The organism is Pseudomonas sp. GD04058 (genome assembly GCF_029836855.1).
GTDB lineage: Bacteria > Pseudomonadota > Gammaproteobacteria > Pseudomonadales > Pseudomonadaceae > Aquipseudomonas > Aquipseudomonas bharatica.
This window is the reverse complement of record NZ_JAOECN010000030.1, coordinates 1-16990: the sequence shown is the minus strand read 5'-3', so window position 1 is coordinate 16990 and position 16990 is coordinate 1. Positions and strand designations below refer to the sequence as shown.

General features: G+C 63.1%; 14 protein-coding genes. 5 read left to right on the top strand and 9 right to left on the bottom strand.

What is annotated here, in order from left to right; genetic code table 11:
- Positions 1-22: 22 nt before the first annotated feature.
- On the top strand, positions 23-835 hold the full coding sequence (locus tag N7650_RS20960; RefSeq protein ID WP_009406988.1) for a crotonase/enoyl-CoA hydratase family protein: 813 nt from the start codon (positions 23-25) through the stop codon (positions 833-835).
- A gap of 27 nt (positions 836-862) precedes the next feature.
- Positions 863-1693 carry an NAD(+) diphosphatase gene (gene nudC / locus N7650_RS20955; RefSeq protein WP_009406990.1) on the top strand — a complete coding sequence of 277 codons (831 nt, stop codon included), beginning with the start codon at positions 863-865 and terminating at the stop codon, positions 1691-1693.
- Here nudC and N7650_RS20950 read toward each other — a convergent pair.
- The 5 genes from N7650_RS20950 to N7650_RS20930 form a co-directional block, all read right to left on the bottom strand.
- Positions 1661-2440 (bottom strand): TSUP family transporter, encoded by a 780-nt coding sequence (locus N7650_RS20950; RefSeq protein ID WP_009406992.1) that lies wholly within the window; start codon positions 2438-2440, stop codon positions 1661-1663. The genes nudC and N7650_RS20950 overlap by 33 nt on opposite strands.
- Positions 2441-2606: 166 nt before the next feature.
- Positions 2607-3374 (bottom strand): SDR family oxidoreductase, encoded by a 768-nt coding sequence (locus N7650_RS20945; protein WP_009406994.1) that lies wholly within the window; start codon positions 3372-3374, stop codon positions 2607-2609.
- A 23-nt stretch (positions 3375-3397) separates the two neighbouring features.
- Entirely contained in the window at positions 3398-4465 is a 1068-nt protein-coding gene (locus N7650_RS20940; protein ID WP_009406997.1) for a phosphotransferase family protein, read from the bottom strand.
- 186 nt (positions 4466-4651) lie between these two features.
- Entirely contained in the window at positions 4652-4969 is a 318-nt protein-coding gene (locus N7650_RS20935; RefSeq protein ID WP_009406999.1) for an SCP2 sterol-binding domain-containing protein, read from the bottom strand.
- Positions 4970-5022: 53 nt separating this feature from the next.
- Positions 5023-5733: a histidine phosphatase family protein gene (locus N7650_RS20930; RefSeq protein WP_009407001.1), complete on the bottom strand. Its 711-nt coding sequence runs from the start codon at positions 5731-5733 to the stop codon at positions 5023-5025.
- Positions 5734-5930: 197 nt separating this feature from the next.
- Here N7650_RS20930 and sohB point away from each other — a divergent pair, with 197 nt between their 5' ends.
- Entirely contained in the window at positions 5931-6950 is a 1020-nt protein-coding gene (gene sohB / locus N7650_RS20925) for a protease SohB (RefSeq protein ID WP_279899817.1), read from the top strand.
- A 165-nt stretch (positions 6951-7115) separates the two neighbouring features.
- On the opposite strand, the gene N7650_RS20920 is transcribed toward sohB, so the two are convergent.
- The 4 genes from N7650_RS20920 to metH form a co-directional block, all read right to left on the bottom strand.
- Complete coding sequence (locus N7650_RS20920; protein ID WP_009407004.1) at positions 7116-7610, bottom strand: DUF934 domain-containing protein; 495 nt, start codon at positions 7608-7610, stop codon at positions 7116-7118.
- Positions 7594-9252, bottom strand: a complete 1659-nt coding sequence (locus N7650_RS20915; protein WP_279899816.1) for a nitrite/sulfite reductase — start codon at positions 9250-9252, stop codon at positions 7594-7596. Before N7650_RS20915 ends, N7650_RS20920 begins: the two co-directional genes overlap by 17 nt.
- Positions 9253-9721: 469 nt before the next feature.
- Positions 9722-9937, bottom strand: a complete 216-nt coding sequence (locus N7650_RS20910; protein ID WP_009407010.1) for a DUF2970 domain-containing protein — start codon at positions 9935-9937, stop codon at positions 9722-9724.
- A 178-nt stretch (positions 9938-10115) separates the two neighbouring features.
- Positions 10116-13823: a methionine synthase gene (gene metH, locus N7650_RS20905; protein ID WP_279899815.1), complete on the bottom strand. Its 3708-nt coding sequence runs from the start codon at positions 13821-13823 to the stop codon at positions 10116-10118.
- 159 nt (positions 13824-13982) lie between these two features.
- On the opposite strand from metH, the gene N7650_RS20900 reads away from it, so the two are divergent.
- Positions 13983-16283 (top strand): fatty acid cis/trans isomerase, encoded by a 2301-nt coding sequence (locus N7650_RS20900; protein WP_279899814.1) that lies wholly within the window; start codon positions 13983-13985, stop codon positions 16281-16283.
- Positions 16284-16378: 95 nt separating this feature from the next.
- A complete protein-coding gene (gene nfuA / locus N7650_RS20895; protein ID WP_009407016.1) occupies positions 16379-16963 on the top strand; it encodes a Fe-S biogenesis protein NfuA in 585 nt (194 codons plus the stop codon).
- Positions 16964-16990: the final 27 nt, after the last annotated feature.

Sequence of the window (16990 nt, the reverse complement as noted above, 5' to 3'; positions counted from 1 at the left end):
CCGCCGCTCAAGGAGTGCCGCCATGACCGACTACACCGCGTTCAAGGTCGAGCTGTCGAACCATATCGTCCACGTCCAGATCAACCGTCCGGAAAAGATCAACGCCATGAACGCCGCCTTCTGGCGCGAGATCGTCGAGATCTTCCAGTGGATCGACGAGACCGACGAGGCGCGGGTGGTGGTAATCAGTGGTGCCGGCAAGCATTTCTCCTCGGGAATCGACCTGATGATGCTGGCCTCGCTGGCCAACGAGCTGGGCAAGGATGTTGGTCGCAACGCGCGCCTGCTGCGGCGCAAGATCCTCGAGATGCAGGCCTCGTTCAACGCCGTGGACAACTGCCGCAAGCCGGTGCTGGCGGCGATCCAGGGCTACTGCATCGGTGGCGCCATCGACCTGGTCTCCGCCTGCGACATGCGCTATGCGGCCAGTGATGCGCAGTTCTCCATCAAGGAAATCGACATGGGCATGGCCGCCGATGTCGGCACACTGCAACGTCTGCCGCGTATCATCGGCGACGGCGTGCTGCGCGAGCTGGCCTACACCGGACGCACCATCGGCGCCGAAGAGGCGCAGCGCATCGGCCTGGTCAACCGTACCTATGATGATCATGGTGCGCTGCTTGACGGAGTCTTTGCCATCGCAGCCGAAATTGCGGGAAAATCCCCGATCGCCGTGGCCGGCACCAAGGAGATGCTCAGCTATATGCGCGATCACCGGATCGACGACGGGCTCGAGTACATCGCCACCTGGAACGCCGCCATGCTGCAATCCACCGATCTGCGGGTGGCCGTGGCCGCCCATATGAGCAAACAGAAGCCGGAGTTCGCCGATTGACCGGCGGGCTTCGCTAAGGAATCGATGATGTCAGCGCGTTGGACCACTGCGGTACTGGATACGAATGTCAGCGGCGGCCTGGTGGTCGTGCGCAGCGCCGAAGGATTCATGGTGGACGCCAATGGCGCGCTGTTCCCGCGCGACTGGTTCAAGCGCCAGGAGCCGGACATCCGCTTCGAGCACGGCATCGGCCACTACGACGGGCAGCCGGTGTACCTGGCCGAGCTGCACGGCGCCCAGGCGCTGCCCGGCTGCAGTTGGCGCGGGCTGCGCCAGTTCATGCTGGAAGGGGATTTCGACACCTACAAGATCCTCGGCTATGCCGCGCAGATCGCCACCTGGGCCCGCGAGCACCGTTTCTGCGGCAGTTGCGGCCAGGCGATGACCCAGGTCCCGCGGGAGCGCGCCATGTACTGCGAGCCTTGCGACCTGCGCAGCTACCCGCGCATCTCGCCGAGCATGATCGTGCTGGTGACCCGTGGCGACGAAATCCTCCTTGCCCGCTCACCACGCTTCGTCACCGGCGTCTACAGCACCCTGGCGGGCTTTGCCGAGCCGGGGGAGTCGGCGGAGGATTGCCTGGTGCGGGAAGTGCGCGAGGAAGTGGCGCTGGAAGTGCAGAACATCCAGTACGTCGGCAGCCAGTGCTGGCCATTCCCGCATTCGATGATGCTCGGCTTCCATGCCGAGTACGCGGGCGGAGAGATCGTCATGCAGCCGGACGAGATCGAGGATGCCCGGTGGTTCCGTGTCGACGCCTTGCCGCCGCTGCCCGCCGGGCGCTCCATTGCCCGCTACCTGATCGACCTCTACGTGGCGCGTCGCCTAGGCCTGCCCGAACCAGTGCTGCCACGCTAGGCGCACGGTCAGCGCCAGGACCACGGTGATGAACACCGGGCGAATGAACTTCGAACCGCCGCTGATGGCGGTTCGGGCGCCGAAGAAGGCGCCGACCATCAGCGCCGAGCCCATCGACAGCCCTACCAGCCAATCCACCTGGCCCGAGAAGATGAACACCGACAGCGCCGCCGCGTTGCTGACAAAGTTCATGCTGCGCGCCACACCGCTGGCCTTGACCAGGTCGATGGGGTAGATCAGCAGCGTGCTGACGGTCCAGAAAGCGCCGGTACCAGGGCCGGCCACGCCATCATAGAAGCCCAGGGTGAAGCCTTGGGGGAACTGCCATTTCTTCTTGATCGGCACGTCGGCATCCAGCGGCGCCTTGGGCGTGCCGCCGAACAGCAGGTACACGCCACAGGCGAAGACGATCACCGGGAGCATCTTGTTCAGCCATTCTGCCGGCAGGTAATGGGCGACCACCGCACCGATCAGGGCGCCGACCAGGGTGCCCAGCAGCGCATGTTTCCACTGTGCCGGGTGGAACAGCTTGCGTCGGTAGTAGGTGAAGCCGGCGGTGGCCGAGCCGAAGGTGGAGCTGAGCTTGTTGGTGCCCAGTACCAGGTGCGGTGGCATCCCGGCGGTCAACAGGGCGGGCGTGGTGAGCAGGCCGCCACCGCCGGCGATGGCATCGATGAAACCGGCAACGAAGGCGACTGCGGCGAGGATGGCGAGGGTGGTGAGATCAACGCTGAGTTCGAAGGGCATGGGGGGATTTCTTGTGCGACAGGGGCTGGCGAGAAGGGCTCGCCGGAAGCGGGTATGGTACGCCTGTCGTCGGCTTTTGTGTGGCTCTTGAGGGCCTCATCGCTGGCAAGCCAGCTCCTGTGGGAGCTGGCTTGCCAGCGATAGGGCCCTCAAGTTCACCAGAGAATCAGGACAGGAACCCCCCATCCACATTCAGCGCCACCCCGGTGGTATAGCTGGACGCATCACTGGCCAGGTACAGCACGGCGCCGGCCATTTCCTTCGGATCCGCCACTCGCTTGAGCGGAATCTGCTGCAGCGCGGTATTGAGGATCGCATCGTTCTTCACCAGCGCCGAGGCGAACTTGGTATCGGTCAGGCCGGGCAGCAACGCGTTGCAGCGAATCCCGAACGCCGCGCACTCCTTGGCGAAGACCTTGGTCATGTTGATCACCGCCGCCTTGGTTACCGAGTAGATGCCCTGGAACACGCCCGGCGATACGCCGTTGATCGAAGCGACGTTGATGATGCTGCCGCCACCGTGTTCGCGCATCAGCTTGCCGGCTTCCACCGACATGAAGAAATAGCCGCGGATATTCACGTCCACGGTCTTCTGGAAGGCGCCCAGGTCGGTGTCCAGCACATTGCAGAATTGCGGGTTGGTCGCGGCGTTGTTGACCAGGATGTCCAGGCGCCCGAACGTTTCGCGGATTTGCGCGAACACTGCGCTGATCTGCTCCATTTCACCAATGTGGCAGGCAATCGCAGTGGCCTTGCCGCCGGCCGCGACGATGCTGTCGGCCACTTGCTGGCAGCCATCGAGCTTGCGACTGGAGACGATCACATGGGCACCCTGCTGGGCCAGCAGGTGGGCGATGGCTTCGCCGATACCGCGGCTGGCCCCGGAAACGAAGGCGATCTTGCCGTCGAGGTCGAACAGGTGGGTCTTGGACATGGCAGGTTCCTTGTTGTAGTCGTTCAGAGACTGGAGGCGTCGATGACCTTGAGGCTCATCTGCTCCAGCAGCTTGTTCATATGGATGAACTGGGCGAAACGCTTGTCCTGGGTCTGGCCGTGGAAGAAACGGTAGTAGATCTGCTGGACGATCCCCGCCAGGCGGAACAGGCCGTAGGTGTAGTAGAAGTCGAAGTTGGCGATTTCGATTCCGGCACGCTCGGCGTAGTAATCGACGAACTGGCGACGGGTCAGCATGCCCGGGGCATTGGAAGGCTGGCGGCGCATCAGTTGCACCGGCGCCGGGTCGGCGGCTTCGATCCAGTAGGCCAGGGTGTTGCCCAGGTCCATCAGCGGGTCGCCGAGGGTGGTCATTTCCCAGTCCAGCACGCCGATGATGCGCATCGGGTTGTCGGCGTCGAGGATCACATTGTCGAAGCGGTAGTCGTTATGGATGATGCCCGGGCGCGGGTGGTCCGCCGGCATTTTCTCGCGCAGCCAGGCGATCACCGCTTCCCAGCGCGGGGCGTCCGGGGTCAGGGCTTTCTCGTAGCGCCCGGCCCAGCCTTCGATCTGCCGTTGTACGTAGCCATCCGGCTTGCCCAGGTCGGCCAGGCCCACGGCGTGGTAATCGACCTGGTGCAGTTCCACCAGGCGGTCGATGAAACTCTTGCACAGCGCTTCGGTGCGGGCGGCGTCGAAGCCTAGTTCCGGCGGCAGGTCGGAGCGCAGGATGATGCCCTTGACCCGCTCCATCACGTAGAACTCGCCACCGATCAGCGACTCGTCGGTGCAGTGCACGTAGGCCTTGGGGCAGTAGGGAAAGCCGGCGTTGAGCTGGTTGAGGATACGGAACTCGCGGCCCATGTCATGGGCGGACTTGGCCTTGCTGCCGAAAGGTGGGCGGCGCAGGACGAACTCGCGCTGCGGGTAGCTGACCAGGTAGGTCAGGTTCGAGGCGCCGCCAGGGAACTGGCTGATCAGCGGCGTGCCTTCGAGGCCGGCGATATGCGCCTTGAGGTACGGGTCGATCAGGGCGGAATCGAGTTCCTCGCCGGGGCGGACCTGGGTGGACTGATCGGTGAGCGACATGCCTTTTCCTTATTTTGGTAGCCATGGAACATTGGCTAATCTAATGATCGCGTGCGGACCTGCCAAGCGCTGCCATGCCTTATTGGCGCGGGTGTTGCCGGTCGATCAACGCTCCTGATGCCTGCTGCGGGCGAAAAAAAACCGAAGCGCTGGAGGGCTTCGGTTTCTTCGTCACGGGCGTGGTCGTTACGCCGGGAAAAGCTCGCTGAGCTTCATCGACAGCATCATGTCGCCTTCGACGCGCAGCTTGCCGCCCATGAAGGCCTGCATGCCGTCGGTCTCGCCGCTGACGATGCCCTTCAGGGTTTCGCTGTCCATGACCAGGGTGCAGTTGGCGTCGGCGTTTTCACCTTCCTGCAGGTCGCAGGTGCCGTCCTTGACGATCAGCGCGTAGTGCTTGTTTTCGTCGGTGATGTTGAAACCGAAGATCAGGTCCAGGCCGGCGGCGGCGCTTGGGTTGAACTTGGCTTTCATGGCTTCAACGGCTTTGGCGACTTCGCTCATGGTGTTTTCCTTATTGAGTGGTTTCGGTTACGCAGGGTCGTTATGCGCCGGATTCATCGCCAGGTGACGAGTTCCGGCACCCTCAGCAGCCGTACATGGGCTTGGCTGTTGAAGGAGGCCAGGGTCACCTCGCTGCCGCGGAATTTCAGCTGGCTGAGCGAAGTGTTGATGATCTGCCAGTTCAGCTCGAAGGCCTGGCTGGCACTGATGCCGGTGATGCGGTGGAGCAGGGCGGCGATGGTTCCGCCCGAGGTGAAGATGGCGATGTTGTCGCCGCCGGCGGCCTGTTCCAGGACGCGCTGCAGGCCTTCGCCCGTGCGTTGCACGAAGGCCGCCCAGCTCTCGATCCCGTCGCGGTCGTGCTGGCCGCCATGCCAGCGCTGCACGATCAGGGCGAACAGGCGCTGGAATTCGGCACGATGCTCGCGGGCATTGCGCAACACGTTCAGGGCTTCGGGTTCTTCGGGAAGCAGCGCGGGAAGCAGGGCGCGGATAACCGCGTCGGCATCGAATTCGTTGAAGGCGGCGTCGGTTTCCACGTCGGGAACCTTCACACCGCTCGCCTGCATGGCACCGAGCGCAAGCAGCGCAGTGTCCTGCTGGCGGCGCAGGTCGCCGGCGATGCAGCGGTCGAGCTTGAGCCCGAGCTGGACCAGGTGGGCGCCGAGGGCTTCGCTCTGGCGCATGCCGACCGACGAAAGAACGTCGTAGTCGTCGCAACCGAAGGAGGCCTGGCCATGTCGTATCAGGTAGATGCTGCCCACGTCGTCTGCCCGGGAAGTTGGATCTGGCGAGGTTAGGTTGCCATTCCTGCGGTGTCAACGAAAAAACATACAAGCGTTTGAAAAGGGCGTTTGAACTGTGGTGCCAGACATTTCCTACGCTAGCGACGGCAGATTGACGCCGGTATGCTTCACTATCGTTTTTCGCGCCCCGGTGCGCAGTTCAACAAGGAGAAATCGTGGAGTTTCTTGCAGAGTACGCAAGCTTTCTCGCCAAGACCGCAACCCTGGTCATCGCCCTGCTGGTCGTGCTGTCGGCTATCGCCGGCATGCGCGGCAAGGGCCGACGCAAGGCCGGCGGGCAATTGCAGGTCACCCGGCTCAATGAGTTCTACAAGGACCTGCGCGAGCGCCTGGAGTCCGGGCTGCTGGAAAAGCACCAGCTCAAGGCCTTGCGCAAGCAGCAGGCCAAGGAGCAGAAAAAACTGAAGAAGGCGCCGGCGGAGGAAAAAACCCGGGTCTTCGTGCTGGACTTCGACGGCGATATCAAGGCATCGGCCACCGAGAGCCTGCGGAATGAAATCACCGCCTTGCTGAGCCTGGCCACGTCGCGGGACGAGGTGGTCCTGCGTCTGGAAAGCGGCGGCGGCATGGTCCACAGCTATGGCCTGGCCGCTTCGCAACTGGCGCGTATCCGCCAGGCCGGCATACCGCTGACCGTGTGCATCGACAAGGTCGCGGCCAGCGGTGGTTACATGATGGCCTGCATTGGCGAGCGCATCGTCAGCGCGCCCTTTGCCATTCTTGGTTCGATCGGCGTGGTGGCGCAGTTGCCCAACGTCAACCGACTGCTGAAAAAGCACGATATCGACTTCGAGGTGCTGACCGCAGGCGAGTACAAGCGCACCCTGACCGTGTTTGGCGAAAACACCGAGAAGGGCCGGGAGAAATTCCAGGAAGACCTGGACGTCACTCACCAACTGTTCAAGGACTTCGTTTCGCGCTACCGGCCGCAGTTGCATATCGATGAAGTGGCCACGGGTGAGGTCTGGCTGGGTGTGGCGGCGCTGAACAAGCAGCTGGCGGATGAACTGAAGACCAGCGATGAATACCTGAGCGAACGGGCCCGGGAGTCGAACCTGTACCACCTGCATTTCGCCGAGCGCAAGAGCCTGCAGGAGCGGGTGGGGCTGGCGGCCAGCGGGGCGGTGGAGAGTACCGTGCTGGGGATCTGGAGCCGGATCAGTCGCTGGCGGTGACCTTTCGGGCTTCATCGCTGCGGTGCGGCGGTCCGACAAGCGAGCTCCCACAGGTCCGGCGGTGCACGCGGTCCCTGTGGGAGCTGGCTTGCCAGCGATAGGGCCCTCAAGAACGAAAAAGCCCCGTCAGACTGACGGGGCTTTTTCATTTCAGCGGTCGATCGATCAACGCCGACGGAACAACGGCAGCGGCTCATCGGTAGCCGCCTGGTAGGTCACCGAGAAGTCCTTCAGGCTTTGCAGCGCGTCTTCCGGGTTCTTGTCGGGGCGGATGGCGAAGGCATCGAAACCGCAACGGGCCATGTAGAACAGCTGGTCACGCAGGACGTCGCCAATGGCGCGCAGCTCACCGGTGAACTTGTAGCGATCACGCAGCAGGCGCGCGTTGGAGTAGCTGCGCCCGTCGGTGAAGGCCGGGAAGTTCAGGGCGATGACCTGGAAGTGACCGACGTCTTCGCCGATTTCCTCGGCTTCTTCGTCGCTGTCCAGCCACACGCCCAGGCCGCCGTCACGGGCTTTCAGGGCATGGGCGTGTTCGCGCCAGAGTTGCAGTGGCACGATGTAGTCGTCGCAGTTGGTCAGTTCGTCCAGGGTGACGTCCTTGGGCAGCAGGTGCCAGGTTTCGTCGACGATCTGGTTGTTCTTAATGATTCGCTGCATAGACGCGCTCCTTGAAGGGGTCGATGCCGATACGCTGGTAGGTGTCGATGAAACGCTCGTCTTCGGTACGTTTTTCCACGTACACCGAGATCAGCTTCTCGATCACGTCCGGCATGTCGTCCTGGGCGAAGGACGGGCCGAGGATCTTGCCGAGGCTGGCGTCGCGGCTGGCGCTGCCACCCAGGGACACCTGGTAGAACTCTTCACCTTTCTTGTCCACGCCGAGAATGCCGATATGGCCGACGTGGTGGTGGCCGCAGGCGTTCATGCAGCCCGAGATGTTCAGGTCCAGTTCGCCGATGTCGAACAGGTAGTCCAGGTCGTCGAAGCGGCGCTGGATGGATTCGGCGATCGGGATCGACTTGGCGTTGGCCAGGGAGCAGAAATCACCGCCAGGGCAGCAGATGATGTCGGTCAGCAGGCCGATGTTCGGGGTGGCGAAGCCATGCTCGCGCAGTTCCAGCCAGAGCGCGTGCAACTGGCTCTGCTCGACATCGGCGAGGATGATGTTCTGCTCGTGGGAGGTACGCAGTTGGCCGAAGCTGTAGCGCTCGGCGAGGTCGGCGACCTTGTCCAGTTGCTTGTCGGTCAGGTCGCCGGGGGCGACGCCGGTCGGCTTGAGCGACAGGGTCACGGCAACGTAGCCCGGCTTCTTGTGCGCCAGGGTGTTGCGGGCGCGCCAGCGGGCGAAGCCCGGATGCTGCTGGTCGAGTTCGGCCAGTTGCGCATCGAGGTTGTCCAGGGCCTTGTAGTCCGGGTCGACGAAGTGCTTGGCGACGCGCTGCACTTCGGCCTCGGTCAGGGTGGTCTGGCCGCCGCGCAGGTGGACCATCTCGGCCTCGACCTTCTCGGCGAAGACTTCCGGGGTCAGGGCCTTGACCAGGATCTTGATCCGCGCCTTGTACTTGTTGTCACGGCGACCGTAACGGTTGTACACGCGCAGGATGGCGTCCAGGTAGCTGAGCAGGTCCTGCCATGGCAGGAACTCGTTGATGAAGGCACCGACCACCGGGGTACGGCCCAGGCCGCCACCGACCAGTACGCGGAAGCCCAGCTCGCCGGCAGCGTTGTGCACCGGCTCCAGGCCGATATCGTGCACTTCGATGGCTGCACGGTCGCTCTTCGAGCCATTGATGGCGATCTTAAACTTGCGCGGCAGGTAGGCGAACTCGGGGTGGAAGGTGGTCCACTGGCGAACGATCTCGCACCACGGGCGCGGATCGATCAGCTCATCGGCGGCAACGCCGGCGAACTGGTCGGTGGTGACGTTGCGCAGGCAGTTGCCGCTGGTCTGGATCGCATGCATCTGCACGGTGGCCAGTTCGGCGAGGATGTCCGGGACATCTTCCAGGGCTGGCCAGTTGTACTGCACGTTCTGCCGGGTGCTGATGTGCGCGTAGCCCTTGTCGTAGTCGCGCGCGATCTTCGCCAGCATGCGGGTCTGGCGCGAGGTCAGCTGGCCATACGGCACGGCGACACGCAGCATCGGGGCAAAACGTTGGATGTAGAGGCCGTTCTGCAGGCGCAGAGGGCGGAATTCTTCTTCGCTCAGCTCGCCGGCCAGGTAGCGGCGCGTCTGATCCCGGAACTGCTTGACGCGGTCCTCGATGATCCGCTGATCGTACTCGTCGTATACGTACATAGGGGTCCTGTTCTCAAGCTGCTTGCAGCTAATCGCGCGCACGGCCGCGCACTCCGGATGCGGAGCCGGGGAACGATAGCAGGTTGTATTTATGTGAAAAAGTGATGTTTTTGCATATGAAAAGAACGATTTGGACTAAGTGAGACTGGCTAGCGTTTGTAGCGCCATTCCACTCTCCGCCGAGTGGTAAAAGTCCCTGCTTGAGCAATGGGGATTGCTGGGCTTAACTGCTGGGGGTGTGCATTCCCATAACCACTACAAAAAGAGGCGATGCAATGGGAAACCCGACCAAAACCGGCAAGACCGACAGCAGTGTCGACGCGTGGGCAATCCTGTGCCTGATCGTGCTCGTGGTCGTGACAGCCGTGTACTGGGTCAGCCATCAGTGACGGAGCGCATTGGCTGAAAATACCGTGATCAGCAATCAACGAAACCGCCCGCGGCATGGACCCCGCGGGCGGTTTTGTTTTCAGCGCGCGGTGAGGTGCATGGCCAGTTGCACCAGGCCGTAGAGGATCAGGATGAACACCAGGGTGAACGCGGTGCCCATGGCAATGAAATGCACAGGCTTGCCGTGGGTGAAGTCGCGGGCGCGGTTCTTGCCGGACTGCACGCCGAAGGCGGCGGCGAGGACGCTGTGCAGGAGCTGCCAGAAGGTTGGGGGCTTGCCTTGAGGATCTTCCATGGGCTGGGCTCTCCGGTGTGGTTGTGTCCCAGAGTCTAGCCGGTGGATATGAGGTTGCCTGCACTGGCCTCATCGCTGGCAAGCCAGCTCCCACAGGTATTGCACATGACTCAAGATATGCAGTGACCCTGTGGGAGCTGGCTTGCCAGCGATGAGGCCATCAGCCGCCAGGCAGATCTCAGCTCTCGTACCCGAGGTTAGGCGCCAGCCAGCGCTCGCTCACCGCCACATCCTGCTGCTTGCGCGCGCTGTAGCGCTCGATCTGGTCCTTTTCCACCTTGCCCACGGCAAAGTACTGCGCCTGCGGATGGGCGAAGTACCAGCCACTGACCGCTGCCGCCGGGAACATGGCGAAGTGTTCGGTCAGGAACACGCCGCTCGGGCCGGTCTGGCCGATCGCGGTGCCATCGAGCAGGCGGAACAGGGTGGCCTTCTCGGTGTGGTCCGGGCACGCCGGATAACCCGGGGCAGGACGGATGCCAGCATACTGCTCCTTGATCAGTGCCTCGTTGTCGAGCTGCTCGTCCCTGGCGTAGCCCCAATAGTCCTTGCGCACCCGCTCGTGCAGCCATTCGGCGCAGGCTTCGGCCAGGCGGTCGGCGAGCGCCTTGACCATGATCGAGCTGTAGTCGTCGCCCTTGTCCTGGTAAGCCTTGGCCACCTCCTCGGCGCCGATGCCGGCGGTGGTGATGAAGCCGCCGACATAGTCGGTGACGCCGCTGTCCTTCGGTGCGACGAAGTCGGCCAGGGAGAGGTTCGGCTTGTCGTCCGGCTTGATGGTCTGCTGGCGCAGGTGATGCAGGCGCGCCAGCGCCTGGCCATCCTCGCCGTAGACCTCGATATCGTCGTCGTCCACCTGGTTGGCAGGCCAGAAGCCGAATACCGCACGGGCGCTGATCAGCTTCTCGTCGATCAGCCTGGCGAGCATTTCCCGGGCGTCCTTGTACAGCGCGGTCGCCGCTTCACCCACGACTTCGTCGGTGAGGATGCGCGGGAACTTGCCGGCCAGGTCCCAGGAAATGAAGAACGGCGTCCAGTCGATGTACTCGGCCAGTACCTTCAGGTCGATGTTTTCCAGCACCTTGACGCCGGTGAAGCTTGGCACCGCAGCCTGGTAGTTGGCCCAGTCGTATTTCGGCTTGGCGGCGATGGCCTGGGCGTAGCTCAGGCGCTCGGTGCGGGCGCTGCGGTTGGCGGTGCGCTCGCGCACCTCGACATAGTCGGCACGGGTCTTCTCGACGAAGCCCGGTTTCAGCTCCTTGGACAGCAACTGCGTGGCCACGCCCACCGCACGGGAGGCGTCGGTCACGTAGACCACCGCGTCGTTGCTGTAGCGCGGTTCGATCTTCACCGCTGTGTGCGCCTTGGAGGTCGTGGCGCCACCGATCATCAGCGGCAGGTGGAAGTCCTGGCGCTGCATTTCGCGGGCGACATGGACCATCTCGTCCAGCGACGGGGTGATCAGCCCGGACAGGCCGATGATGTCGCATTTTTCTTCGCGGGCGACCTGGAGGATCTTCTCCGCCGGCACCATCACGCCGAGGTCGACGATGTCATAGCCGTTGCAGCCCAGGACCACGCCGACGATGTTCTTGCCGATGTCGTGCACGTCGCCCTTGACCGTGGCCATGAGGATCTTGCCCTTGGCTTCCGGCTTGTCGCCTTTTTCTTCCTCGATGAAAGGAATCAGGTGGGCCACCGCCTGCTTCATCACTCGAGCCGATTTGACCACTTGCGGGAGGAACATCTTGCCCGCGCCGAACAGGTCGCCGACCACGTTCATGCCGCTCATCAGCGGGCCTTCGATGACCTCGATCGGCCGCGCGCACTGCTGGCGGCACAGCTCGGTGTCTTCGACGATATAGGCGGTGATGCCCTTGACCAGCGCGTGCTCCAGGCGTTTTTCCACCGGCAGCGAGCGCCACTCTTCGTTCTCCACTTCCTTGGCAGCACCGCCACCCTTGTAGTCGTCGGCGATGGCGAGGAGGGCGTCGGTGCCTTCCGGGGTGCGGTTGAGCACCACGTCCTCGACCTTCTCGCGCAGCGCCGCCGGGATCTCGTCATAGATCTCCAGCTGGCCGGCGTTGACAATACCCATGGTCAGGCCGTTCTGGATGGCGTGATACAGGAACACCGAGTGGATCGCCTCGCGCACCGGGTTGTTGCCGCGGAACGAGAACGACACGTTGGACACCCCGCCCGAGGACAGCGCGTACGGCAGGTGGTCGCGGATATAGGCGCAGGCTTCGATGAAGTCCACGGCATAGTTGTTGTGTTCTTCGATACCGGTGGCGACGGCGAAGATGTTCGGGTCGAAAATGATGTCTTCCGGCGGGAAGCCCACTTCATTGACCAGGATGTCGTAGCTGCGCTGGCAGATTTCCTTCTTGCGCGCGGCAGTGTCGGCCTGGCCGACCTCGTCGAAGGCCATCACCACTACGGCGGCGCCGTAGCGCTTGCACAGCCGGGCGTGATGCTTGAAGGCTTCGACGCCTTCCTTCATCGAGATCGAGTTGACGATGCCCTTGCCCTGGATGCACTTCAGGCCGGCCTCGATCACTTCCCACTTGGAGGAGTCGATCATGATCGGCACCCGGGAAATGTCGGGCTCGCCGGCGATCAGGTTGAGGAAACGGACCATGGCCGCCTGGGAATCGAGCATCCCTTCGTCCATGTTGATATCGATCACCTGGGCACCAGCCTCGACCTGCTGCAGGGCGACTTCCAGCGCCTCGGTGTAGTTTTCCTCGCGGATCAGCCGGGCGAACCTGGCCGAGCCGGTGATGTTGGTACGCTCGCCGACGTTGACGAACAACGATTGGCGGTCGATGGTGAACGGCTCGAGGCCGGACAGGCGGCAGGCTTTCGGGATATCCGGAATGGCCCGCGGCTTGTACTTGGCCACCGCCTCGGCGATTGCCTGGATATGCCCCGGGGTGGTGCCGCAGCAGCCGCCGATGATGTTGAGGAAGCCGCTGGCGGCGAATTCCTCGACCACCACGGCCATCTCCGCCGGGGTCTCGTCGTATTCACCGAAGGCGTTGGGCAGGCCGGCGTTGGGGTGGGCCGACACATGGGTGCCGGCCTTGTTCGACAGTTCTTCCAGGTACGGGCGCAGGTCCTTGGCGCCCAGGGCGCAGTTCAGGCCGACGGAGATCGGGTTGGCATGGCGTACCGAGTTCCAGAAGGCCTCGGTGGTCTGTCCCGACAGGGTGCGGCCGGAGGCGTCGGTGATGGTCCCGGAGATCATGATCGGCAATTCGACGCCGTCGTCCTCGAACACCTGCTGCACCGCGAAGATCGCCGCCTTGGCGTTGAGGGTGTCGAAGATGGTTTCGATCAGGATCAGGTCGGCGCCGCCTTCGATCAGGCCGCGGGTCGCCTCGATGTAGTTTTCCACCAGTTCGTCGAAGGTGACGTTGCGGTAGCCAGGGTCGTTGACGTCCGGGGAGATCGAGCAGGTGCGGCTGGTCGGGCCGAGCACGCCGGCGACGAAGCGCGGCTTGTCCGGGGTTTCCAGGGTCTTGGCATCGGCCACCTGGCGGGCAATGCGTGCGCCTTGGACGTTGAGCTCGTACACCAGCTCCTGCATGTCGTAGTCGGCCTGGGAGATGCGGGTGGCGTTGAAGGTGTTGGTTTCGAGGATGTCGGCACCGGCGTCCAGGTAGGCCTTTTCGATGGAGGCAATCACATCCGGGCGGCTGAGCAGCAGCAGGTCGTTGTTGCCCTTGACGTCGCTCGGCCAGTCGGCAAAGCGCGTGCCACGATAGTCGCCTTCCTCAAGACGGTAGCTTTGGATCATAGTACCCATGCCGCCATCTAGAATGAGGATGCGCTCCTTGAGTGCTTGCTGAAGTGCTTGGAAACGAGCGCTGCGGTCGGACATTGGAACTACCTGGGTCGGACAAGGACGAAAGTTGCGGGATGATAACAAAGCTGCGCGCTTTTTTGACGCATGGCACATTTGCATGAATTTCATTCATGTTGGCACCGCGGCCCACCGGTAGAATCGTGAAAAGCCTTTTCAATCCAGGACATACCGCACATGGTGCATCGCTTGATTGCCGCCGCCTTCGCACTGTTCATCAGTGGCGCGGCGTTGGGGCAGGGACCCCAGAACACTGCAGCGATCTCCTATACCCGGGATATCCAGCCGATCTTCACCGAGAAATGCGTCGCCTGCCACGCCTGTAACGACGCCGCCTGCCAGCTCAACCTCGGCAGCGCCGAGGGCGCCAGCCGCGGCGCCTCGAAAATCCCCGTCTACCAGGGCGACCGCAGCCAGGCGGTGACCCCGACCCGGCTGTTCTTCGATGCCCAGACCGACCAGGGCTGGCGGCACCTGGGCTTCAACTCGGTGATCGATCGCCAGCAGGACCAGGCGGCGCTGATGGCGCGCATGCTGGAGCTAGGGCATGCCAAGCCGCTGGTGCCCAACGAGAAGATCCCCGACAACATCGTCCTGGGCCTGAACCGGGAGAACGTTTGCCCGCTGCCCGGTGAGTTCGATGCCTATGCCAAGGCCCATCCCCGGGAAGGCATGCCGCTGGCGGTGACCGGCCTCAGCGATGCCCAGTACAACACCCTGCAACGCTGGCTGGCCCAAGGCGCGCCGGTGGAAAGCGCAGCGATCCGCCCCAGCGCAAGCGAAGCGGCGCAGATCCAGGAATGGGAAGAGTTGCTGAACCGCCCTGGTGCCAGCGAAGCGCTGGTAGGACGCTGGCTCTACGAGCACCTGTTCCTCGCTCATGTGCACTTCGTCGGCGGCGAGCCGGGGCACTTCTTCCAATGGGTGCGTTCGCGCACGCCGAGCGGGCAGCCCATCGACTTGATCGTCACCCGGCGCCCCAACGACCCGCCGGGCACCGACTTCTATTACCGCCTGCTGCCGGTGCAGGGCGTGATCGTGCACAAGACCCACATCACGTACCCGATGGGCCCCAACAAGCTCAAGCGGGTCAAGCAGCTGTTCTACAGCGGCAACTGGCACACCGACTCGCTGCCCGGCTACGGCCCGCGGCATCGTTCCAACCCGTTCGAGACCTTCGAGGCGATCCCGGCGGTGGCGCGTTACCAGTTCATGCTGGATAACGCCGAGTATTTCGTCCGCACCTTCATCCGCGGCCCGGTGTGCCGGGGCCAGATTGCTACCGACGTGATCCGTGACAACTTCTGGGCGCTGTTCCAGGAACCGGCCCACGACCGCTATATCACCGACGCCAAGTATCGCGCCGAAGCCACGCCGCTGCTGGCCATGCCCGGGCAGATCGACGATGTCGGCAGCATCCTGAGCCTGTGGCATGCCTATCGCGACAAGCGCAACGACTACGAAAGCCTGCGCCGGGATACCTATGCCGAGATGCCGCCGCCGAGTTGGTCGACCCTGTGGGCCGGCAACGACAACGCGCTGCTGAGCATCTTCCGCCACTTCGACAGCGCCTCGGTGACCAAGGGCCTGATCGGCGACGTGCCGCTGACCATGTGGCTGTTCGACTACCCGTTGCTGGAGCGCACCTATTACCAGCTGGCGGTCAACTTCGACGTCTATGGCAACGTTTCGCACCAGGCCCAGACCCGCCTGTACTTCGACCTGATCCGCAATGGTGCCGAGGTCAACTTCCTGCGCCTGATGCCGGCCGGCAAGCGTGGCGACATCCTCGGCAGTTGGTACCAGAACAGCGGCAAGGTGAAGATGTGGATGGACTACGAGGACATCGACACCGATACCCCAAGCGCCCTGAAACTCGATCCGCATCACCCGGTGCGGGATTTCGGCCTCAAGCTGATCGAGCGCAGCGGCAGCCTGAATGCCGCGCCCGACCCGATCAACCGCTGCACTGGCGCTTATTGTTCGCGTCCGCAGATGAGCGAGGAGTTCCGTGATGTCGAGCAATCGCTGAGCCGCCTGGCTTCACGGCCTGCGGCCGGACTCAAGGTCATCGAGCAATTGCCCGAGGCGACCATGCTCAGGATCGAAGGCCAGGGCGGCAATCGCCAGGTCTACAGCATGCTGCGCAACCGGGCGCACAGTAACGTCGCCTTCATGCTGGGCGAGGCCTACCGCTACCAGCCGGGGCTGGACACCCTGACCCTGTACCCGGGAGTGATGAGCAGCTACCCCAACTTCATGTTCAACATCCCGGCCAGCGACGTGCCCGAGTTCGTCGAGGACATGGAGGCTGCACGCGATGACCACGACCGCTTCGAGCGTATCGTCATGCGCTGGGGCGTGCGCCGCAGCCATCCGCAGTTCTGGCAGTACTTCCATGACCTGAACAGCTATATCAAGGAAACCGAGCCGGTGGAGGCGGGGGTGCTGGACATGAACCGCTACGAGAACCTCTAGATGCTTAACGGCTTCTTTTATCCCGACTTAATTGCTAGGACTTTGTTCGTCGCCGCGCATGGCGTAAACTGCCGACAAGTCTGTGAGGAAATTCCATGAGCGCCATAACCATTACCGACGCCGCGCACGATTACCTGGCCGATCTGCTGTCCAAGCAGAACACCCCGGGGATCGGTATCCGCATCTTCATTACCCAACCCGGCACCCAATATGCCGAAACCTGCATTGCCTATTGCAAGCCAGGCGAAGAAAAGCCGGAAGATACCGCGCTGGGCCTGAAGAGCTTTACCGCCTACATCGACGCGGTCAGCGAGCCTTTTCTCGATGATGCCGTCGTCGACTACGCCACCGACCGCATGGGCGGCCAACTGACCATCAAGGCCCCGAATGCCAAGGTGCCGATGGTCAACGACGACAGTCCGATCAACGAGCGCATCAACTACTACCTGCAAACCGAGATCAACCCGGGGCTGGCCAGCCACGGCGGCCAGGTCAGCCTGATCGAGGTGGTCGAGGATGGGATCGCCGTGCTGCAGTTCGGCGGCGGCTGCCAGGGCTGCGGCCAGGCCGACGTGACCCTCAAGGACGGCATCGAGCGCACCTTGCTCGAACGCATTCCGGAGTTGAAGGGCGTACGCGACGTGACTGACCACTCGCAGAAAGAAAACGCCTACTACTAAGCAGGCAGGCGAGAAAACGACGCGGAC